This window comes from Micromonospora sp. NPDC049047 (assembly GCF_040649135.1).
Taxonomy (GTDB): Bacteria; Actinomycetota; Actinomycetes; order Mycobacteriales; family Micromonosporaceae; genus Micromonospora.
In genome coordinates, this window is record NZ_JBEZEY010000002.1 from 410,218 (window position 1) to 431,760 (window position 21,543).

The 21,543-nt window shown below is 69.7% G+C and carries 13 protein-coding genes; 2 read left to right on the plus strand and 11 right to left on the minus strand.

Going from position 1 to position 21,543, the window contains the following annotated elements; genetic code table 11:
• Window positions 1-10: 10 nt before the first annotated feature.
• Genes AB0B86_RS04865 through AB0B86_RS04895 form a run of 7 tightly spaced genes read right to left on the minus strand, consistent with a single transcriptional unit; the run spans window position 11 to window position 11,349 of the window.
• Window positions 11-1,507 carry an AMP-binding protein gene (locus AB0B86_RS04865; RefSeq protein WP_357402514.1) on the minus strand — a complete coding sequence of 499 codons (1,497 nt, stop codon included), beginning with the start codon at window positions 1,505-1,507 and terminating at the stop codon, window positions 11-13.
• 5 nt (window positions 1,508-1,512) lie between these two features.
• Window positions 1,513-2,436 carry an LLM class flavin-dependent oxidoreductase gene (locus AB0B86_RS04870; RefSeq protein ID WP_357402512.1) on the minus strand — a complete coding sequence of 308 codons (924 nt, stop codon included), beginning with the start codon at window positions 2,434-2,436 and terminating at the stop codon, window positions 1,513-1,515.
• A gap of 24 nt (window positions 2,437-2,460) precedes the next feature.
• Window positions 2,461-3,282 carry an ABC transporter permease gene (locus tag AB0B86_RS04875; protein ID WP_357402510.1) on the minus strand — a complete coding sequence of 274 codons (822 nt, stop codon included), beginning with the start codon at window positions 3,280-3,282 and terminating at the stop codon, window positions 2,461-2,463.
• Window positions 3,279-4,118, minus strand: a complete 840-nt coding sequence (locus tag AB0B86_RS04880) for an ABC transporter permease (protein WP_357415648.1) — start codon at window positions 4,116-4,118, stop codon at window positions 3,279-3,281. The genes AB0B86_RS04875 and AB0B86_RS04880 overlap by 4 nt, the downstream gene beginning before the upstream one ends.
• Window positions 4,099-5,160 carry an ABC transporter ATP-binding protein gene (locus AB0B86_RS04885; protein WP_357402508.1) on the minus strand — a complete coding sequence of 354 codons (1,062 nt, stop codon included), beginning with the start codon at window positions 5,158-5,160 and terminating at the stop codon, window positions 4,099-4,101. The genes AB0B86_RS04880 and AB0B86_RS04885 overlap by 20 nt, the downstream gene beginning before the upstream one ends.
• Complete coding sequence (locus tag AB0B86_RS04890) at window positions 5,141-5,908, minus strand: thioesterase domain-containing protein (RefSeq protein WP_357402506.1); 768 nt, start codon at window positions 5,906-5,908, stop codon at window positions 5,141-5,143. Before AB0B86_RS04890 ends, AB0B86_RS04885 begins: the two co-directional genes overlap by 20 nt.
• Window positions 5,905-11,349: an SDR family oxidoreductase gene (locus AB0B86_RS04895; RefSeq protein WP_357415348.1), complete on the minus strand. Its 5,445-nt coding sequence runs from the start codon at window positions 11,347-11,349 to the stop codon at window positions 5,905-5,907. The genes AB0B86_RS04890 and AB0B86_RS04895 overlap by 4 nt, the downstream gene beginning before the upstream one ends.
• Window positions 11,350-11,573: 224 nt before the next feature.
• On the opposite strand from AB0B86_RS04895, the gene AB0B86_RS04900 reads away from it, so the two are divergent.
• Both AB0B86_RS04900 and AB0B86_RS04905 read left to right on the plus strand, forming a co-directional pair.
• The gene (locus AB0B86_RS04900; protein ID WP_357415350.1) at window positions 11,574-17,024 is read left to right on the plus strand and encodes a type I polyketide synthase; all 5,451 of its coding nucleotides are present in this window, start codon (window positions 11,574-11,576) and stop codon (window positions 17,022-17,024) included.
• Complete coding sequence (locus AB0B86_RS04905) at window positions 17,024-18,067, plus strand: LuxR C-terminal-related transcriptional regulator (protein ID WP_357402500.1); 1,044 nt, start codon at window positions 17,024-17,026, stop codon at window positions 18,065-18,067. Before AB0B86_RS04900 ends, AB0B86_RS04905 begins: the two co-directional genes overlap by 1 nt.
• Before the next feature lie 23 nt (window positions 18,068-18,090).
• Here AB0B86_RS04905 and AB0B86_RS04910 read toward each other — a convergent pair whose 3' ends face one another.
• From AB0B86_RS04910 to AB0B86_RS04925, 4 genes are read right to left on the minus strand one after another with little or no spacing between them, the layout of a single operon-like run.
• The gene (locus AB0B86_RS04910; protein ID WP_357402498.1) at window positions 18,091-19,146 is read right to left on the minus strand and encodes an HAD-IIIC family phosphatase; all 1,056 of its coding nucleotides are present in this window, start codon (window positions 19,144-19,146) and stop codon (window positions 18,091-18,093) included.
• Between the two features lie 6 nt (window positions 19,147-19,152).
• Window positions 19,153-20,274 (minus strand): acyl-CoA dehydrogenase family protein, encoded by a 1,122-nt coding sequence (locus tag AB0B86_RS04915; RefSeq protein WP_357402496.1) that lies wholly within the window; start codon window positions 20,272-20,274, stop codon window positions 19,153-19,155.
• A complete protein-coding gene (locus tag AB0B86_RS04920) occupies window positions 20,271-20,516 on the minus strand; it encodes an acyl carrier protein (protein ID WP_357402494.1) in 246 nt (81 codons plus the stop codon). The genes AB0B86_RS04915 and AB0B86_RS04920 overlap by 4 nt, the downstream gene beginning before the upstream one ends.
• Window positions 20,517-20,524: 8 nt before the next feature.
• Window positions 20,525-21,379: a 3-hydroxyacyl-CoA dehydrogenase NAD-binding domain-containing protein gene (locus AB0B86_RS04925; RefSeq protein WP_357402492.1), complete on the minus strand. Its 855-nt coding sequence runs from the start codon at window positions 21,377-21,379 to the stop codon at window positions 20,525-20,527.
• Window positions 21,380-21,543: the final 164 nt, after the last annotated feature.

Here is a 21,543-nt window from a genome sequence, read left to right on the forward strand (position 1 = left end):
ACCGGGGACGCTAAGCCGGGTTCGCGGTGAGCAGGTCGCGGCAGGCCAACCGGTCGGTCTTGCCGCGGTCGTTGAGGGGCAGGAGGTCCACCCGCAGGTACCGCTTCGGGATCAGCGCGAGCGGTAGGTGCGGCCGGAGTCGGCCGCGCAGCTCGCGGGCGGCCACCTCCGGGCCGGTGTAGACGGCGGCGAGTTCCCGCCCGCCCGCGACGTCGACGAGTACCACCACCGCGTCGGTCACGCCGGCCCAGGTGCGCATCGCATGCTCGATCTCGGGCAGCTCCACGCGTTGGCCGAAGACTTTCACCTGATGGTCGATCCGGCCCAGGTGGACGAACTGCCCGTCGTGCCGGCCGACCCGGTCGCCGGTGCGGTACCAGGCGTCCGGGCCGGGCACCCCGTCGGTGGTGGTCGGCGACGGCACGAAACGCCCCACGTTGTCCGCCGGGTCCAGATATCCCCCGAACCGCTGCGGCCCGCGCACCTGCAACTCACCGGTCTCCGGGTCGACCCGGTGCTCGAGGTGGGGGTAGATGGCCCCGATCGGAATCGTGCCGTTGACGGTCTGCGGCCAGGCCGCCCGCTCGGCCGGTAGCCGGTAGGCGGCCACGGTCACGGTCAACTCGGTAGGTCCGTAGACGTTCTCGAGCGTGCTGTGCGGTGCCGCGTCCATCCACTGGGCCGCCTGGTCAAGGGTGATCTGTTCACCGCAGAACAGGCTCCAGCGCAGCTCCGGCATGCATCCGGCGGGCAGCAACCCCGCCGCGTACCCGGTGGAGATCATCGACGGCACCGAGTACCAGTGGGTGATCCGGTGCCGGTTCACGAACGCGGCCGGGTCGAAGAGGTCCTGTTGGGACGGGGACACGAGCGTCGCGCCGGCCCCCCAGGCGACGAACATGTCGAACACCGACGGGTCGAACGTCAGGTGGAAGGTCGCGGACAGCCGCGATCCCGGCCCCACGTCGTAGCGTGCGATGTTGTAGCTGACGAACTCGTCGAGGTTGCGGTGCCGGATGGGTACGCCCTTGGGCACGCCGGTCGAGCCGGAGGTGAACAGCAGGTAGGCCAGGTCGTCCGGGGTGCCGTCGAGGTGGTCGACATCGTCCGGACCGGCGTCGGTGGCACAGAATCCGGCGACCGACTGCGCACCGATCCGGACGACCGGGACGGCGCCGGCGAACGACGCGTCCTGGTCGCGGTCGACAACCACCACGTCGAGCCCCGCGGCCCGGGTGAGCTGTGCCAGCCGCTCGGGCGGGTTGGCATCGTTCATCGGTACGGCGACGCCGCCGCTGCGCAATGCTGCCAGATATCCCCCGTAGGCCGCGGCCGAGCGGGACGCGAGTAGGCCCACCCGGGGGCGCTCGGCCACCTGCCGCAGCCGGTGGCCGATGCCGCGCGACACCGCGTCCAGGTCCGCGTAGGTGTAGTCGGCGGAGCCCACGACGAGCGCGATCGCGTCCGGGGTCTTGCGGACGCTGTCGAGGAACCAGTGGTGCAGCATCGGGCTCAGCTGGGCTTCGGCCCGTAGGCGGCGAGCACGTCCTCGGCGAACTCCTCGTAGGTGGCGCCGAGCGGCGAGGGGATCGGTGTGCAACCGGCGTCGCGGAACTCGGCCATGCGTTCGCGGATGTGCTCCTCGGAGCCGATGAGGCAGAGCTGTTCCGGTTCGATGGTGCCGTGCGCCTCCAGGACGTAGCGGTAATAGGGGATCAGCCGGTACGCCTTGACGGTCTGACAGAACTGTTCGAACGTGCTCTTCGCATGGGTTTTTCCCGTGTACGTCGGCAGGATGGTGATGACTTTGAACTCGTCGGGGTCCTTGCCGACCTCGGCACAGACCCGCTCGACCATGGGTGTGATGTGTTCACGCACGAACCGGTGACTGCACAGCCACAGCACGATGCCATCGCACTCGGTGACCGCCAGCCGGATCATCTGCGGTCGCAACGCGGCCAGATAGAGCGGTACGGGGTGGCGGAAGCCGAGGTAGTTCGCGTGGGCGGTGAAGTACTTGCCTTCGAACATGACGGAGCCCTGGTGCATCATGCCCTTGACGATCTTCAGGTACTCCCGCATCACCGCGATCGGTGGCCCCTGCTGGCAACCCAGGACGTACTCGTTGACGAACTGGTGGCTGAAGCCCAGGCCGAGCATGAACCGGCCACCGGAGAAGTCGGCGAGGGTGAGCGCGGCCTGGGCGGTGGTCACCGGGTTTCGGGTGTAGACCGGTAGCACCGAGGTGCCGACCGCGGCGGACGGCGCATGGTGCAGGTAGTTGGCCGCGACGATTGTCGAATCCCGCTGGTCGGGCTGCTGCTCGATCCAGATCTGGTCAACGCCCAGTTCCTCGGCGATCCGCGCCCGGCCGGTCTGCTCGTCGGCGGGCCCGGACCGGGCCGAGAGCACCACGGGCCGTTGTGCGTGTTTCATCGGTATCTCGTTCCCCTCGTCGGATCAGAACTGTGCGAGAGAGCCGGTGACGCGTAGTCGCCGTTCGGTGCGGATGAATACGCGCCGGCCCACGAGCAGCCAGCCGGTCGAGGTCAGTACCAGCGCGATGACCTCCACCGGCAGCGGTACCAACGGGAGCGTATTCATCGTCAGATGACGGGTCAGGTCCAAGCCCCAGGTGCCCGGCAACAGGTAGGTCGGCCAACGGCTGACGCCGGGCAGCAGGGTGAGCGGGAACGACACCCCGGAGAAGAGCATGGCCACCATCGCGGTCACCTCGACCAGGGCCTCCGCCCGCCGCATCGCGAGCAGCGCCGCCGCGACCAGGTAGCCGAACCCGCAGTTGCCGACGATCATGACGGCGAGGACGGGTAGTGACAGCAACGATCCGAGGGCGGACAACGACGCACCCAATCCGATCACCGCGAACGCCAGCAGCACCAGACTGGCCGCCGAGGCGAACATGGATCCGGTCAGCACAGCGCCGACCACGTACGCCTCGCGGGGGGCGGGCGAGCACCAGGAGTGCTCGATCACCCCGGTGGACCGGTCGGCGTCGAGCGTCGAGAAGACACTGGTGACCGCTCCGACCAGCAGTGAGGCGGAGAGCACGCCGAGCCCGATCCAGCCGGCCAGGTCGGTCGTCCCGGTCATCCGGGACAGCCCCAGGGAGGTGCCACCCACCGTGAACGTCGCACCGAGCAGCAGCGTTGGCAGGGCGAGTCGGTAGAGCGGGGTGAACAGCACGAGATTGACCATGCTGATGGGGTAGCGGCGCTGGACCTGCCACTCCCGCACCACGACAGCGACGGCTTCGCGGATCAAAACTGCCCCAATCGGCCGGTCCGGCGCACGCTGATCATGGTCAGCCGGAACATCACCATGGCGACAGTGCCGATCACCAGGGCGAACAACAGCAGGACGAGTGCCCGCCGCCACAACTCGGCGATGCCACCGTGGTTGAGCACCGCGAACCGCAGCGCGTCGAGCACGTGTGTGATCGGGATGGCCTCGCTGACCGGACGCACCCACTCGGGCAGTACCGCGACGGGATAGGTGATCCCGCAGAGGATGCCCACCAGACCGCGGACGGAGGAGTTCACTCCGGCGGAGTCCCGTATCCGCATGACGGAAACCCCCACCACAGCGCCCAGCGCGAACAGCACCGGGACCGACGCGAGCACCACCAGCACGCCACCCACGATCTGGCCGGCGTCCAGCGGAACGCCGAAGGCGAAGCGCATCATGAGTCCGACCGCCGTGAACACCAGCGCGGCGGGGAACAGTTGGGTGGCGGCCGGCCCGAACAGCAGCGTGAAACCGGAGACCGGGGTGAGCACGAGGCTCTCCAACGAGCCCTGCATCCGCTCCTTGCGCAGCGCCGAGCCCGGACCCCAGACCACCTCGGTCATCCACATGTAAACGGCCCAGCCGAGGTAGATGAAGCCGGCGACGCTGGAGGTGCCGGACCGTTGGGCGAAGGCGTCGGCAGCGTTCGGGTCGCCGCCCTCGAAGCCCGCCGCCTGCGCCCAGTAGGCGATCGGCATGAGGACCGTCTCGGCGAGCAGCAGCAGGAAGTTGCTCCTGTACCGCATCATCACCTGCCACTCCTTGCGAGCGGTGGCGGTGAACGCGATGACGTCAGCTCGGATCCGGTTCAGCGGAGAGCCTCCTCCCGGTGAGGGCGAGGAACACGTCCTTGAGGCTCACCGGCTCGTTCTCCAGCCGCAGCACGGTGACCCCGTGCCGGAGCGCGGCGGAGATGAACGTCGGGATGAGTTCGTCGCCGAGGTCGCCGCGCAGGGTCAGGGTGTAGCCGTCCTGGCCCTCCGACTCGACAGTGGTGGTGGCGGCACCGGCCAGATCGAGCACCAGGTTGTCCACGTCCGCACTGGAGCGCGCGATGATCCGGGCGTGCGCGATGGTGGTGACCCCGACCGATCGCTTGAGCTGCGCCGACGTGCCCTCACCGACGAGCTTGCCGCCATCGATGATGCCGAGCCGGTCGGAGAGCGAGTCGGCCTCGGCCATGTCGTGCGTGGTGAGCAGGATCGTGTGGCCCATGTCCTTCAACGCGACGATGCGCTCGTGCATGTTCTGGCTGGCATGAGGGTCGAGGCCGCTTGACGGTTCGTCGAGCAGGAGCACCTGCGGGTGGTTCAGCAGGGCCCGGGCCATCACCAGGCGTTGACGCATGCCGGTGGACCAGGTCTCGATGTGGTCGTCGGCCCGGTCCGCGAGCTCCATCTGGTCGAGCACCTCGATGATGCGCCGCTGCGACCGGCGCCGGGAGTGACCGTGCAGGGCCGCGAAGTACTCCAGGTTCTGCCTGGCGGTCAGCTTCCAGTAGACGCTGCGTTCACCGCCCAGGGCGACGCCCAACATCGCCCGGATCTCCCGCTCGTGGGTGCGGGTGTCGAGCCCACCGACCCGGACCTGACCGGAGGTCGGCTCGAGCAGCGTGGCGATCATGCGGATCGTCGTCGACTTGCCCGCGCCGTTCGGGCCGAGCAGGCCGTACACCTGGCCCGCGTCGATCGTCAGGTTGACGTGGTCGACCGAGGCGATCGGGGAGCCGTCGGTGGCGCGCCGTTTCGGATAGAACTTGGTGAGGTCCACGAGTTCCACAGCGGGCACCGTGGGTGCCCGACTGCTCAGCGCCGGTGCCTGCCGGCCACCGACGTCAGTACTCGCTGAGGGCACGGCGCACCACCTCAAGGATCCGTTGCTGGCCGGCGGCCTCCGGGAAGTGCCCACCCGGCACGGTGTGGGATTCGGTCCGGCGCCGGCTGATCACTCGCCAGTCCGGCAGGAGATGCACCGGAACGTCCACGTCCTCAAGGCCGCCCAGCGCGGTGACCGGGCAGTCGAGCGCCGGGTCGTCAGGCCACGGGTAGGTCTCGACCAGCTGCAGGTCGGCCCGGGCGGTGTTGATCATCGACTTGGTGAGATCCGGGTAGCGCAGCACCTCCATGGGCATCCGCCCGTATCCGACCAGGCGGTCGAGTAACCGGTCGTCGGGGAGCAGGTGGATCGGGAAGTCCGGATCCGGGTGCTGGGGCGGTCGGCACGCGCTGACGAACAGGTGCCGGGGAGGCGGCTGTCCGTGCGCCACGGCGTGCCGGGCGAACGCGTACGCCATGACCGAGCCGGCGCTGTGCCCGAACACCGCGTACGGCCGGTCGCGTAGTTGCGGCAGGACGACATCGGAGAGTGCCTTGACCATCCCGCCAAGGTCGGTCAGGAGCGGTTCGTTGTACCGCGTCTCCCGTCCCGGCAACTGGACCGGCCAGACCTCGATGCCCCGGCTGGCGAGCTTTGTCGTCCAGTCTCGGAAGCTGGAAGCCGATCCACCCGCGTGCGGGATGCAGAGCAGCACCAGCCGGACCCCGGGTACCGGCTGCGCGTACTGGATCCAGGGAGCGAGCGACGCGGTGTCGGTCTCGTTCACGCGGCGCTCCCCAGGAAACCCGCAAGGGACCGGACCGTGGGATGGTCGAACAGGATGGCGATGGGCAGCTCCACCCCGAGCGTGTCCCGCATCCGCGACGCCAGCTGCACCGCGACCAGCGAGTTCCCGCCGAGTTCGAGGAAGGCGTCGTCGATGCCGATCTGCGCGATCCCGAGCGCGGCGCCCCACAGGTCCGCCAGCTTGCGCTGTAGGTCCGTCTCGGGCCCGACGTAATCGGTCTCGACGAGTCGGTCCTGCGCCGCGGACGTGCCGGTGAGCCGGGCACCGACCAGCTCGCGCTGGACCAGGTCCATGGTGATCGCCTGCGTGCGGCGCAGATTGCGGTGGATGCCCTCGGGCACCACGAGCAGGTGCGGAGCCGGGCGCCAGTGCAGGATTCGGCGCAGCACATCGCGGCCCAGTTCCGGGGTGATGCTCACATCCTGAACTGTCTGCGCGTGCGGTGCCGCCGCCACGGGGACGTCCGCCCCCTGCACCGCCGCGCGGATCGCGGCCGGATCGACCCGACGCTCGGCGTACTCGTCGATTCGCGCGATCTCCTGGCCGTCGTCGTGCATGAGGATCGTGGTCATTCGGTCGATCTCGGCCCCGGGTTCACCGAGATGGCGGATGTGCACCCAGAAGCGTGGCGGTAACGGCTCGTGCGCCCGGATGCGGCCGTAGCCCAACGGCAGGTAGTTCTCCCCGGCCTGCAACCGGTCCTCGGCGTAGTTCGCCTCGGCGACCGCGGTGTCCAGCAGCGCCGGGTGCAGGCGCAACTGCCCGCACTCGGGCCAGTACTGCTCGGCCATCTCCACCCGGGAAAGCTCCTCGCGGTCACCCACCGAGGTGCCCTTGATGTTGCCGGCCCAGCGCGGGCCATGGTCGATCATGCCGCCCGCGGACCGCAGCTCCTCGGCCGTCACTGTGAACCGGGAACAACGGGACCTGATCGCCTCGAGATCGTGCACCGGCACCTGCTCGGCCTGGTACGGGCGGGCCTGGCAGCGCAGTCGCTCGGTCCGGACCGGACCGTCCGGGCCCGTGGTGGCCGCGGTGACCACGACATCATGTCCCGCGCCGTCCGGGCGCAGCTCGATGCGGATCTCGGTGGGTTCGGTGACCCCTACCGGGCCGAGGAAGATGACGTCACGGATCTCCGGAACGCCGCCGACGCCCTCGCGGTACGCGCCGTCGACCATCTCGAGCAGGCCGGTCCCGACGACGACCTCCCGGTCGCCCAACCGGTGTTCGCTGGCGATCCAGTGGCTGCCCGGCGTGAGCGTCGTACTGAACGCGACCACCTCGCCGGGGGCGAGGATGCGACGATCCAGCAGGGGATGGGCGGCGGGCTCCGAGCGGGCACCGGTCTGCAACTCACGGAACGCCTGCGGTGCGGCGGCCTCGGAGTCGGCGGACATGCCGGACTCGGTCCACTGGGTCCAGCCGATGGAGTAGACGGGCCGGTCACGCTGTGCGGCCCATCGGGCGAAGGCGTCGAGGAAGTTGTTCGCCGCGCAGTAGTCGACCTGCCCGAAGGTCCCGGTCGCGGCGGTCAACGAGGAGTACACGACGAAGAAGTCGACCTCGTCACCGAGCTGCCGGTACAGGTTCAAGGTCCCGTTCACCTTGGGGGCGAGCACGGCGGCCGCGTCGGCGTCGGTCCGTACCGCCATCATCGCGCCGCCGGCCACACCGGCGGAGTGGAACACCCCACGGATCCGGCCGTACCTCTCGTGCACCGTCGCCACCGCCGCCGCGAGCGAGGCGTCGTCGACGACGTCGCAGCGCAGCGGCACCACGGTGATGCCGCGCTCCTCCACCGCGCGCAGACGGGACAACGTGGTGCGCAGCTGCGCGCCGGTCTCCGGGCTGGCGATGAGGGCCGGCCAATCCGCCCGGTCCGGCACGGGGGAGCGGCCGAGCAGTACGACGGTGTGCGCGCTGCCGTCGGCCAGCTCCGCAACGGTGATCAGCCCGAGTGCGCCGAGGCCCCCAGTGATCACGTACACCCCGCCGGCATCCTGAGCGCGCGGCGGCGTGTCCATCGGCTCCATCTGGTAGTCCAGGCGCCAGCGCTTGCGACCGCGCCAGCCGACCTGCGCCTGCGGGCTCGGGGTGGCGATCTCGGTGCTCAGTTGGCGGGCGAGCGCGGCGGCCGGCAGCTCCGAGGGCAGGGCGATGTCCACGCTGCGGGCGGTGACCTCGACGACCTCGCGCTGCATCAACAGGACCGGGCCGAGCAGCAGTGCCTTGGCCGGCTCCAGCCGTTCCGCGCCGGAGATCTCCTGCATGTTGCTGGAGAGGACGTGGACCCGGGCGGGGGTGCCGAGGATTGCCAGTTGTTGGCCCAGATGCAGCAGATCGGAGAAGCCGTCGCGCTGGCCCGCACCGATCGCGTCCACGCCGATGGTGTCCGGCGCCGGCTCGGTGAGGTTCAGCGCGTGGACCACGTCCACGGGCGGATCGCTGGAGAGGGCCGTGAACAGTTCGCTCATGTCCCCGGCGTCCCCCGGCCGCAGCTGGAACTCCCGGTCGCCGACCCGGTTGAAGGTCCCGCCCGGGCGCGCGACGGTTACCACCGCGCCGGCGCGGGTGAGGTTCGCGGTGAGCGCCGCGACCACGGGGTGGCCGCTGTCGAAGACCAGGACGTGCCGGCCGGTGAGATCACTCGGCGGCTCCGAGTGCGGCGCCTCGCGCCAGATCGGGACGAAGGAGCAGCGGTCGGCGGGCAGCGGCCAGCCGGCCTCCTCCTCGGGTCCCGCCTGCGCCGCTGGCAGCGCCGGGTCCGGCTCCACGAAGTACGGCTGCCGCTCGAACCGGTACCCCGGCAGCGGCACCCGGCGGCCGGTGCTCCACAGTGCCCAGTCGACGTCGCCGCCACGGCACCAGATCCCCGCCAACGCCTCGGCGAACACCCTGTCGTCCGGCACGTTGCGCAACGGATGACGTGTCGTGGCGACCATCGGGACCGCCCTGCGCGCCACCGACTGACGGGCGAGCCGGGACAGGGTGTCGCCCGGTCCCACCTCCACCAGCAACGTGTCGTCGTCGGCGGCGACTGTGGTGATGCCGTCCGCGAACATCACCGTCGAGCGCAGGTGCCGGGCCCAGTAGGCCGGATCTGTCGCCTCCGCGTCGGTGATCCAGGTGCCGGTCACGTTCGACACGAACGGCACCTGCGGCGCCGACCGGGGCACCCCGGCGACGACAGCTGTGAACTCCTCGAGACACGGCTCCATCAGCTGGGTGTGGAAGGCGTGCGAGGTGACCAACGCGGTGTAGGCGATGTGGTTGGCGTCGAGCGTCTCGCGACTCTTGGCCACCGCCTCGACCGTCCCGGCGACGACTGTGGCGCGCGGGCCGTTGACTGCCGCCACCTCCACGTCGCCGGACAGGAACTGCCCGATGACGAAGGCTGGACCGTCCACCGCGAGCATCGCACCGGGTGCCATCGCCTGCATCAGGCGTCCCCGCGCGGCCACCACGGCCAGGGCGTCGGCCAGCGTGAACACCCCGGCGAGGCAGGCCGCGACGTACTCGCCGACGGAGTGGCCGATCATCCGTGCCGGCGTGATCCCGGCGGCACCGAGCAGTGTCGCCAACGCATACTCCACGGCGAACAGCGCGGGTTGGCTGTACCGGGTCTCGCGCAGTCGCGTCGCCGCGGCCTCGACGTCGGTCGCCGAGCAGAACAACAGCTCACGGAGGTCGACGTCGTCGAGGTGCGGGAGCAGCAGAGTCGCGCACTCGTCCAACGCGGCCCGGTACGCCGGCTCGGTGTCGTACAGGTCGCGGGTCATGTTGGGGTACTGGGTGCCCTGGCCCGGAAACATCATCGCGATCCGGCGCGGCACCGCCTTTCCCTTGATGTGCCGGCTCGGCGTGGTGAGGGCTTCGCTGGCGTCCACGGCTCCGGACGCCGCAACGGCCACGCGGTGCGGGAACGCGGTCCGCCCGACCTGCGCGGTGTACGCGACGTCGCCCAGTTCGTACCCACCGGCCGGGCCGGCGAGTGCGGCGCCGAGCGCCCGGGCGCCCGCCTCGCAGGCGGAAGCGGTCTTGGCGGACACCGGCACGGTGTGCCAGCGGCGGGAGGCAGGACCCGGCCGGGGGCGGTTCGCGCTGGCCGGCGGCTCCTCGACGATGACGTGGACGTTGGTGCCGCCGATGCCGAACGAGCTCACCCCCGCGCGGCGCGGTGTCTCGCCCTGCGGCCACGGCGTCAGCTCGGACACCACGTAGAACGGGCTGTTCTCAAGGTCGAGGTTGGGGTTGGGACGGGAGAAGTTGATGGTGGGTGGGATGGCACCGTGGCGCATCGCGAGGCAGACCTTGATGAGCCCGGCCATGCCGGAGGCCGGCCCGAGGTGGCCGATGTTTCCCTTCACCGAGCCGATCGGGATCGTCCCGACCCCGCTGGCGCCGGCCGCCCGGTACGCCCGGGTCAACCCGGCCACCTCGATCGGGTCGCCGACCAGGGTGCCGGTCGCGTGCGCCTCGACGAAACCGATGCTGTCCGGGTGCACCTCGGCGACCGCCAGGGCCTCGACGACGAGCTGCGCCTGACCCTCGACGCCCGGGGCGGTGAAGCCGGCCCGGTTGCCACCGTCGTTGTTGACCGCGGAACCGCGCAACACCGCGTGGACGTGGTCGCCATCGTTTATCGCGTCGGTGAGCCGTTTGAGCGCGACGACGCCGACGCCGGTGCTGAACATGGTGCCGGAGGCGTCCGCGTCGAACGGTCGGATGTGTCCGTCGCGGGTGTAGATGCTTCCCTCGACCCACATCTGGCCGGCCCGGTACGGCAGCTCCACCTCCACCCCGCCGGCCAGGGCGTAGTCGCACTCCCCGTTGCGTAACATCTGGCTCGCCGTGTGGATCGCGAGCAGGGCCGTCGAACAGGCGGTCTGCACGTTGATGCTGGGCCCCTGGAAGCCCAGCCGGTACGACACGGTGGTGGCCAGGTAGTCGGAGCGGTTGCCGACATCGATGGCCATCGTGCCGACTGTGGTGTTGAGCGCCGAGTTCCTCTTGACGTGGTGTTCGCCGTAGCCGTTGTGCGCGGTGCCGCCGACCACGCCGACGAGCCCGTCGATGCGGGTCGGGTCGTACCCGCTGTCCTCGATGGCCGCGTGGCACATTTCCAGGAACCAGCGGTTCTGCGGGTCGGCCACTTCGGCCTCGCGCGGGGTGTATCCGAAGAACCGGGCGTCGAAGCCCTCCATGTCGTCCATGAGGTACGCGGCATTGACGTAGTGCGGATGCCGGTACTCCCGCGCGGAGACTCCGCTGGCAGCGAGTTCCTCGTCGGTCAGCCAGGTGACCGACCCGACGCCCTTTGCGAGATTCTCCCAATATTCGTCAGGTGAGTTAGCACCGGGGAACCGGCACGCCATACCGACAATCGCGATGTGGTCGTCGTTGGCAACGTCCGACATGCCTGCTCCCTCGCACGCCCATTAGAACGGCCCGAGCCTAAACTGATCCACTCCTGCGATGGGTAGTCCTACTTGGCTGTCCATCGAACGCACCATCCACGTCTAGCAGCGGTAGATCGCATGGCCGGTATTACCCGGCGGGGCACGAGTCACCAAAAACGGATGTACCCGCGTCGACAGGGTTCGGCTTAGTCTCGCTCCGACCCGCGAGAGGAGCCGTGCCGGTGAGCGCAGCAGAGGATGTCTCCACGACGAATGGCCGACGCATTGCGATCGTCGGAATGGCCGGCCGTTTTCCAGGTGCAGACGACATCGACGAATTTTGGACGAACCTGGTCAACGGCGTGGAATCTCTCACCGAGATCAGCGAGGACCAGCTCCGTGCCGCCGGTGTCTCCGATTCGGTCATCGCCAACCCGAACTACGTGCGACTCGCACCGTTGCTGGATGACATCGCGACCTTCGACGCGCGCTACTTCGGGTACCACACACGCGAGGCTCAGGTGGCCGATCCCCAGCAGCGGGTCTTTCTCGAGGTCTGCCACACCGCCCTGCAGCACGCCGGGTACGACCCGGCCCGCCACCCGTCGATCGGTGTGTTCGGCGGTGGCGCCCCGAACACGTACAGCAACGAGTACGTCTACGAGGACCCGTCCGTACGGGCCACGGTCGGCGATCTGACCATCGAGATCAACAATGCCTCCGACTACATCGCCACCCGCGTCGCCTACGCACTCGGCCTGACCGGCCCGGCCGTGTCGGTGACCACCGCCTGTTCCACCGCTCTGGTCGCTGTGCACATGGCCTGCAAGGCGCTGGCCGACGACGAGTGCGCGATGGCGGTGGCGGGCGGGGTCAACATCCGGGTCCCGAACCAACGCGGGCACATGTGGGCGGAGAACAGCATCTACTCGCGCGACGGGCACATCCGTGCCTTCGACGCGGACGCCTCCGGGACCAACTTCGGCCACGGGGCCGGCGTCCTCGTGCTCAAGCGGTACGAGGAGGCGGTCGCCGACGGCGACACCGTGTACGCGACGATCATCGGTTCCGCCATCAACAACGACGGCGCCCGTCGAGCCAGCTTCAGCGCTCCCGGTGTGGACGGCCAGACCGCTGTCGTCCGGCGGGCGCTGCACGCCGCCAACGTCCCGCCGGACTCGATCGGCTACATCGAGGCGCACGGCACCGGCACCGCGCTCGGTGACCCCATCGAGGTGGCCGCACTCTCGGCGGCGTACCGGCAGGCCGGCGCCGTCGGCGCCCAGCAGATCCCGATCGGTAGCGTGAAGACCAACATCGGGCACCTGGGCGCGGCCGCTGGCGCACCGGCCCTGATCAAGACGGTGCTGGCCATGCAGCACGGCAAGTTACCCGCGACGCTGCACTACCAGCGGCCGAATCCGCAGATCAACTTTGCGGAGACGCCGTTCCACGTGGTTCGCAAACAGCGCAGCTGGCCGCGCGTCGACGGCCCGAAGCGGGCCGGAGTCAGCTCGTTCGGCATCGGCGGGACCAACGCCCACGTCATTCTCGAGGAGGCCGAGGCGCTGCCGCCGACCGACGAGGGTCGCACCTGGCAGGTGCTCCCGCTCTCGGCCAAGACGCCGGCCGCACTGACGACGATGGGCGCCGAGCTGGCGGGTTACCTCAAGGACCATCCAGAGAAGTCACTCGCCGATATCGCGTACACGCTGCAGGTGGGGCGGCCGGAGCTGGGCCATCGGGCGGTGACGGTGTGTAACGATGTGGACAGCGCGGTGGTCGGCCTCGCCGTGGGCGAGAGCAGCACTGTGAAGCCGAAGCAGCCGACTCCGGTTGCCTTCCTCTTCCCGGGACAGGGCGCCCAGTTCGTCGACATGGCCGAGGAGGCCTACCGGACCGAGCGGGTGGTCCGCGACACCATCGACGAGTGCGCGGAACTCCTCGTGCCCCACCTCGGTCTCGATCTGCGCGACGTGCTGTTCAGCGCTCGTGCCGCCGGTGCTGAGCAGGAGTTGGCCGAGCGGTTGCGGCAGACCAGCATCACCCAGCCCGCCCTCTTCGTGATCGAGTACGCACTCGCGCGGCTGTGGATGAGCTGGGGTGTCGAACCGGTGGCGATGGTCGGCCACTCCATCGGCGAGTACGTGGCCGCCTGCCTCGCCGGGGTGTTCCCCCTTCCGGTCGCCCTGGAGCTGGTCGCCACCCGCGGTCGGCTGATCCAGTCGATGCCGGCCGGTGCGATGCTCGCGCTGCCGCTGGCCGAGCGGGACATCGAGCCGGTGCTGACGGACGAGATCAGTCTCGCCGCGGTCAACGCGCCCCAGGCCACCGTCGTCGGCGGGCCGACCGAGGCCATCGCGGCCCTGCACGACCTGCTCACCCGGACCGGCGTCCAGGGCACCCTGCTGCGCACCTCGCACGCCTTCCACTCGGCCATGCTCGACCCGATCGTCGGGCAGATGCGGGCGGCTGCGGCCGATGCCGGGCTACAGCCGCCGACCCGCCGCTTCATCTCCACCCTGACCGGCACCTGGATCACCGACGAGCAGGCCACCGATCCCGGCTACTGGGCCGACCACCTGCGCCAGCCGGTGCGCTTCGCGCAGGCCTGCCAGACCGCGGCGGAGACCGGTGCGGTGCTGCTCGAGGTCGGACCGGGCCGGAGCCTCACCCAACTCGCCAGGCAAACGGTCGCGAAGTCCACCCCCACGATCCCCTCCCTCGGGCGGGTCGGCGGCAACCAGCCGGACGGGCAGAGCCTGGCGCAGGCGCTCGGGCAGCTCTGGGCGGCTGGCGCCACGATCGACTGGACCGCGCTGCACGCCGGCGAGCGCCGCCGCCGGGTCGCGCTACCGACGTACCCGTACGAGCGGACCCGCTACTGGATCGACAGCGTCGACCGCACTCTCGACAAGGCGGAGCAGGTCGAGGCGGAACCGCCGGCCGAAGGGGAGGACATCACCATCGTGCCCGCCTGGCGGCAGGCCCGTCTGGCGTCGCAGCCGGCCCGATCGCCGGGCGGCCCGTGGCTGGTCTTCACCACCGGCAGTGGCATCGTCGAGAAGGTCGCCGACCGCCTGGCCACCCGCGGCGAGACGGTCGTCCGGGTCGTGGCCGGCGACGGCTTCGCCGACCTCGGTGACGGTCGCTTCCAGATCCGCGTCGCGCACCGCGGCGACTACGACGAGCTGTGCGCGGCGATGGAGGTCGGCGGCGGGCGGCCGGCGTCGGTGCTGCACGGCTGGACTGCGCACGCGGCGACCGGTGCGGCTCTCGACCAGAGCGAGGTCGACCTCGTCCGCGATGCGGGCTACTACAGCCTGCTCTACCTGTCGCAGGCGATGGTCACCCGTTGGCCGGGCCACGAGGTACGGCTGCGCATCGCCACGACGGGCTCGGCCGACGTCTCCGGCACCGAGCGGATCGAGCCGGCGAAGGCCCTGCTGTTGGGTCCCACCCGGGTGATCCCGATCGAGACCAACGAACTCGCGTGCCAGCTCATCGACCTGTCCGCGACCACCGGCGTCGAGACGCTGCTCGAGGAGGTGACGGCGCCGGTCGCCGACCGCGTGGTGGCGTACCGGGGAGACCGGCGCTGGATCGCCGGCTTCGAGCCCGCGAAGCTGCCCGAGGAGCCGGTGGCGGTCCCCTACCTGCTCCGCCGACGGGGTGTCTACCTGGTCACCGGTGGGCTCGGCGACATCGGTCTGCGGGTGGCGCAGGAGCTCGCCCGGACCGTGTCCGCCCGGCTCGTGCTCACCGCACGAACGAGGCTGCCGCAGCGCGACACCTGGGACGACTACCTCGCCGAGCACGGTGCCGACAAGATCAGCGCGGCCATCCGCGGTGTCCGCGAACTCGAGGCCCTCGGCGGTGAGGTGCTCACCGTCGCGGCCGACGTGCGTGACGAGGCAGCCATGCGCGTGGCCGTCGACGCGGCCCGGGACCGTTTCGGCCGCATCGACGGTGTCTTCCACGCCGCCGGGGTCGCCGGCGGTGGCCTCAGCTCGATGCGCAGCCGGGAGCAATCCGACGCCGTGCTGTCTCCGAAGGTGGACGGCACCCTCATCCTCGACCGGTTGCTCGGCGACGAGGTCGACCTGTTCGTGCTCTTCTCCTCGATCATCGCGGTCACCGGTGGGTACGGCCAGATCGACTACTGCGCCGGCAACGCGTTCATGGACGCCTACGCCCAGGCCAGAGCCGGCGGTCGGATGCACACGCTGACCGTGAACTGGTGCGGTTGGGAGGGCATCGGCATGCTCGCGGAGGAGTTGAAGGACACTCCCGCCGGGCCGCCGGAGCCGGCGGTACGGCTGGGTGAGGTGGTCCATCCGCTGCTGGGCCGGCGCGTACTCGACACCACCGACGTCATCTACTCCAACGCGATCGGACCGGACTTCCACTGGGTGCTCACCGACCACCAAATGTCGGGTCGCTCGGTCTTCCCCGGTACGTCGTACGTCGAGATGATCGTGGCGGCCTGCCGGGCCAGCACCGGGGCCGACTCGGTCGAGGTCCGGGACGTGATCTTCGGCCAGCCGATTCCCATCGACGGCCCACGCGAGCTGCGGGTCTCCGGCACTCCGCTCGGCTCGGGCGGTTACCAGTTCACCGTCTCCTCGCGCCGTTCGGAGGCCGGCGCCCAGTGGGAACGGCACGCCGACGCGAGCGCGGCGCCCATCGACGCGGGCGAGCCCGCCCGCGTCGACGTGCCGGCGATCATCGATCGCTGCGACGTCCTGCGCTGGAAGCCCGACCTCGACGGCCCGGACAACGTGGTGGTCTTCGGACCGCGCTGGCAGGGCGTCGAGGATGTACGGCTCGGTACGCAGGAGCAGATCGCCCGCCTCGAACTGCCCGCCGATGTCGACGACGACACCTCCGCCTACCAGCTGCACCCGGCACTGCTCGACGGCGCGACCGCCTGTTCGCTCTACGTGCCAGAGGCGGTGGGCGGTGAGAGCAGCATCCTGCCGATCGCCTACGACCGGATCGTCGTCCGGGGCCAACTGCCGCCGCGCTTTCACAGCCACGTGCGTAACCGCCGCTCGGCTGCGGCCACCAGCGGCATCCTGTCCTACGACGTGTCGCTGATCGATGACGACGGCCGCGAGTTGGTGAGCATCGAAGGCTTCTCGGTGCGTCTGATCGACATCGAAGCCGTGCACACCGGTCTCGACACCGGCGAGGCGACACCGGCCCGCCCGTCGTTGGGTCGGGAGGAACTGCTGATCGAGCCGGCACACGCCCTCGACCTGCTCTGGCGCATGCTCGACAGCCGGACGGAGCACCAGTACGTGGTGACTGTCGAGTCGATTCCCGCCAAGACGAAGCGGCTGGCCGGCATCGCGGCCCGCCTCGCCGCGATGATCTCCGCTGCCGGCAGCGGGCGGATCGCCAACGCCGCGGCTCGGGTGGTACCGGCGAACCGGCCCGATAGCCCGCCGCAGACACCCACCCAGGAGGCGCTGCTACCGCTGTGGGAGGACGCCTTCGCGGTCAGCAACCTCGGCCTCGACGAGGACTTCTTCGACCTCGGCGGCAATTCGCTGGTGGCGGTGCAACTGGCGGTGCGGATCCGGGAGCGGTTCGGGGTGAACGTACCGGGCGTCGCAGTGCTTGAGTACTCGACGGTGCGCGCCCTGGCGGACTTCATCGACTCCGAAGCCGCCGCCGGTCGGTCGTGATGACCAGACTCGCCGAATCACCAGACGTCGGTATCCAGGCCGAGTCGATGGCCGTCTACTCGTACACAGTGCGCCAGGGCGGCATCGCGGCCGACGAGCAGGACCAGGTCGGTGCCGAACTCGAGCTGTCACCCACCCTCCTGGCCAGGGCGCTGGCCGACCTGCTGACGCTGCGTCTGTTGCGGGAGGACCGCGAGGGTGGGCGGGTGCGGTACGTGCCGGTGAGCCCGGAGGTGGCGGCCGCATCGCTCATCGCCCCGATCGGCGACGAGATCCACCGCCGCCGGGCCGAGATCAGTCGCATCCGGGCTCAGCTCGACGAGTTCCGCCCCCAGTACGACCGGTTGCGGACGGGGGCGGCGGCGGGCGGCGGAATCGTGGCTCTGCACGATGCCAACGAGATGGCCGGGCACCTGCACCTCGCGCTACAGCGGTGTCGTCGCGACATCCTCGGCTTCCGTCCGGAGGGCTGGCTCGGACTGGATCGCGCCATCGAGCTTGCCCGCCAGGGTGTGTCCGTCCGGCTGCTGCTGTCCCACGTGCGCCGCTCCGACCTGCGCGTCCGGGCTCAGCTCAAGGATCTGGTCGCCGGTGGGGGTGAGATCCGTACGACCGGCCCACTGCCGCAGCAGCTGATCGTCTTCGACGACGAGGTGGCGTTCCTGTTGCACGACGAGTCGCCGGCCGGGCCGATCGGGGTGGTCATCCGGCATGCCGACACGGTCCGGTTGCTGCGCGACCTGGCCGAACCGACCTGGGACGCGGCGCAGGCCTACTCGCCGGTGGGAATCGGATACCACGATGCGGCCGACAGCATGCAACAGAGCATCGTCGAGCTCCTCGCCAACGGCTTCACGGACGAGGCGATCGCCCGACGTCTGGGCATCTCGGTCCGTACCTGCCGTCGGCACATCGCCGGCATGCTGGCGGATCTCGACGCGGTCAGCCGATTCCAGGCCGGTGTCATGGCGACCGCAGCCGGCATGATCGATCCGCGCCGGCTGCGCGTCACCACGCTGCCGATCTCCCGCGTCGCCGGCTGAGCCGTACGCCGCCGGATCGGCTGTTACCGGTTGGCCACCGTCGCCACCTTCACGTACGGAGCCGGCGGTTGCACGTTTGTCAGGTCGGACTCCAGCAGCACCTGCGATCCGCTGCGCGCCACCTCGACGAACCCGGCGAACGCGTAGGTGATCTGCATCATCCGGTTGCGGCCGGTCTCCACGAAGTCGGCACGCAGCCGCACTCCCGCGTCCCGGGCCTGGGCCATGATGTGGTTCAGCAGGATGGTGCCCACCCCGCGGGACATGGTTCGGCAGGACATCAGGAGTAGCAGCAGGTGCCAGTACTCCTCTCCCCGCTCCACAAGTGACAGCCCGATCGTGCCGTAGGCACCGAACCGGTCCTCGAGTTCGGCGACCAGCACCAGGTGGTCCGGGCTGCTGCGCAGCGCGTCGAGGTCGTCGTAGGAGTACGTCCGTCCGGTCGAGTTGAGTTGGTTTGTCCGGACGGTCAGTTCCTCGGCTCGTTGCAGGTCGTCACGGCTCGCCTCGCGGATGACGAAAGTCATCTGGAGTGAGGCGAGGAACTCCGCACTCGTACCGGTGTAGGCCCGTTCGTCCTCGTCCCGCGCGATCTGGCTCAGGTACAGCTGCCGGCGTTGGCGCGACTCCTCGGTGATGAAGCGCGGATTCATCTCCGGGGCGGCCAGCGCCGCGGTCACCTCGGCCGGGTCGAGGCACCAGACCGTGGGGTGCGCGTACGCCACCTCGGCACGTTCGAACTCCTGGTCGTCGACGAAGGCGATGGCGTCGATGCCGAAGTTGAGCGACTTGGCGATGTGCGCCACCGCTTCGGACTTCGCGTTCCACCCGATCTGTGGGTACACGAACATGTCCGCCAGGCCGAGCGCCCGCAGGCGCTCCAGGGCGGTGTCCGGATCGTTCTTGCTCGCCACGGACTGCAGGACGCCCCGGGCGTCGAGTGCGTCGATCGCGGTCTTCATCTCGGGGCGCAGGCCGCCGGCGTCGCCCTCGAGCAGCACCCCGTCCCACAGGGTGTTGTCGAGGTCCCAGACCACGCATTTGATCCGGCCGCGCCGGCTGTCGTCATCGATCGTCATTCGGTATCACCTCTGGTACGCGGAGTCGGCGATGGTCAGCTGTTGCAGTTCGGTGCTGCCTTCGATGATTTCCATGACCTTGGCGTCGCGGTAAAGGCGGGCAACCGGAAACCGGGAGCTCATGCCGTGCGCGCCGTGGACCTGGACGGCTTCCCGGGCGTGCCGGGCGGCGGCGACCGAGGCGAAGTACTTCGCGATCCAGGTCGCCATGATTGTCTCGGGGTCGCCCGCGTCCTTGAGCTCCGCGGCCTGGGTGACCAGCAGCCGGGCCGCCGCCGCGTCGGTCACCATGTCGGAGACCTTCGCTCGGATCAGTTGCAGGTCACGCAGCCTGGTACCGCCGACCGTGCGTTCGGTGGTGTAGGTCGCGCAGGCGTCGAGGCAACCCTGCAGGATGCCGAGAGACCCGGCGGCCACACTGAGCCGTCCAATGTCCAGCATGCCGGTGAGGACCGCGCCGGACAGGAACGACTCCGGTCCCACCAGGGCGTCCGGGGCGACCCGCACGTCGTCCAGGCGAACGGTGCCGATCATGCTCGCCCGGGTGCCGAGCGGGTCCGGAACCGGCTCGACGGACAGTCCCGCGCTGTCGCGCGGCACCAGGTACGCGGCGAGCCCGTGCCGGTTACGGGCGTACACCAGGAAGACGTCCGCGCGGAGGGCTCCGGTGATCCAGGTCTTCACACCCGACAACCGCCAACCGTCGGCGCTGCGGGTGGCGCGGGTGTCGAATCCGGCAGTGTCGCTGCCCGCCTGCGGCTCGGTCATACAGACGGCCCCGAGCGCCTCGCCGGTGGCGAACCGGGGCAGCCATTCGGCCTGTAGTGCCGATGACCCCCACCGCATCACCGTCCAGGCCGCCATCGAATGGACGGTCAGCAGGCTACGCAGCGATGAGCAGCCCCTGCCGAACTCCTCGTGCAGCTGCCCGAACGCTCGCCACGAGAGGCCGGATCCGCCCACCTCGGGGGAGAGGAACGGGGCCCACATGCCGGCCGCCGACACGGCGTCGAGGACGGCCTCGGGAATCCGTTCCTGCCGGTCCCAGGCGTCCGCCTCGCCGATGACGTGGCGATCGACGAACTCTCGAGCGGCCGTGACGTCGACGGCCGGCGCCGTCACGGTCATGCGGCCGCGTACTTGTTGACCAGCGCGGCCATGGCCTCGACGGTACGGAAGTTCTCCAACCGCAGGGCATCGACCGGCACCGTGAACTCGAACGTGCTCTCCAGGAACAGCACCAGCTCCATGGCGAAGAGCGAGTTGACGAAGCCGAGTGCGAAGATGTCGTCCGCCGGACCGAACCGGATGTCGGGGTGGCGACCCTCGATGAACTCGAACAGTGCCTTGTGGATGTGTGCGTCTTCCACGGTTCTGGTCACCTTCCTGGCGTCGAGTACGGGTAGAAGCCCTGGCCGGTCTTGCGGCCGTGCAGGCCGGCGTCGGTCATCTGCTTCAGCAGCGGACAGGGCCGGTACTTGGGATCACCGAAGTGCTCGTACAGCACCTCGATGCTGTAGAGGATCGTGTCGACCCCGATCAGGTCGGCGGTCTCCAGCGGGCCCATCGGGTGCCCGAAGCAGCCGCGGAACACCTCGTCGACCGCAGCGGCCGAGGCCACGCCTTCGTGCACCAGGAACGCGGCCTCATTGATGGTGGGCATCAGCACCCGGTTGGACACGAACCCGCACGAGTCCTTCACCTCGACCGGGCGCTTGCCCATCTCGGCGAGCAGGGTACGGGTGCGATCGATTGTGTCGGTGCTGGTCAGTAGCCCGGGGATCAACTCCACCACGGCCTTGTGCGGGACCGGGTTCATGAAGTGCACGCCGATGACCTTTTCCGGTCGCCTCGTCGCGGCGCCGATCCGGGTGATCGGGATCGCCGAGGTGTTCGCCACGAAAATGGTTCCCGGCCCGCAGATCTCGTCCATCTCGCCGTACAGCGTGCGCTTGGTGGCCCAGTCCTCGACGATGTTCTCGATGACCAATTCGGCCTTGGCCAGCGCCGGGGCGCCGACGCCGAAGGTTATCGCGCCGAGTACCGCGTCCGGATCGACAGCCGGCCCGCCGAGCAGTCGACTCGATCGGCAGTTGCGCGTTATGTCGGCCCGGGCGCGGTCGAGCGCCCCGGTGTCGACGTCCATGAGAATTACCTCGTGACCAGCCGTAGCGAGGTTCTGGGCCACTCCGACACCCATCACGCCGGCGCCGGCGACGCCTGTCACGGCCATTGATGCTCCCCTCCGGTGGATCCGCGCATGTCCCGTCGACTCACGATCGTCGGTCACCCGGCCCCGTTGTCGTAGTGCGTGTGCCTGGCAACTAATGGACGGCACCTTGCTGTCAGCGGCGAAGGGGTGGACGCGCCACGGCAGACGGGATCAACTCGACCGGA

Excerpts from the sequence above, each read along its gene's own strand:
- AB0B86_RS04865 (WP_357402514.1), bottom strand. The coding sequence starts at position 1,507 with ATGCTGCACCACTGGTTCCTCGACAGCGTCCGCAAGACCCCGGACGCG.
- AB0B86_RS04870 (WP_357402512.1), bottom strand. The coding sequence starts at position 2,436 with ATGAAACACGCACAACGGCCCGTGGTGCTCTCGGCCCGGTCCGGGCCC.
- AB0B86_RS04895 (WP_357415348.1), bottom strand. The coding sequence starts at position 11,349 with ATGTCGGACGTTGCCAACGACGACCACATCGCGATTGTCGGTATGGCG.
- AB0B86_RS04905 (WP_357402500.1), top strand. The coding sequence starts at position 17,024 with ATGACCAGACTCGCCGAATCACCAGACGTCGGTATCCAGGCCGAGTCG.
- AB0B86_RS04910 (WP_357402498.1), bottom strand. The coding sequence starts at position 19,146 with ATGACGATCGATGACGACAGCCGGCGCGGCCGGATCAAATGCGTGGTC.
- AB0B86_RS04915 (WP_357402496.1), bottom strand. The coding sequence starts at position 20,274 with ATGACCGTGACGGCGCCGGCCGTCGACGTCACGGCCGCTCGAGAGTTC.
- AB0B86_RS04925 (WP_357402492.1), bottom strand. The coding sequence starts at position 21,379 with ATGGCCGTGACAGGCGTCGCCGGCGCCGGCGTGATGGGTGTCGGAGTG.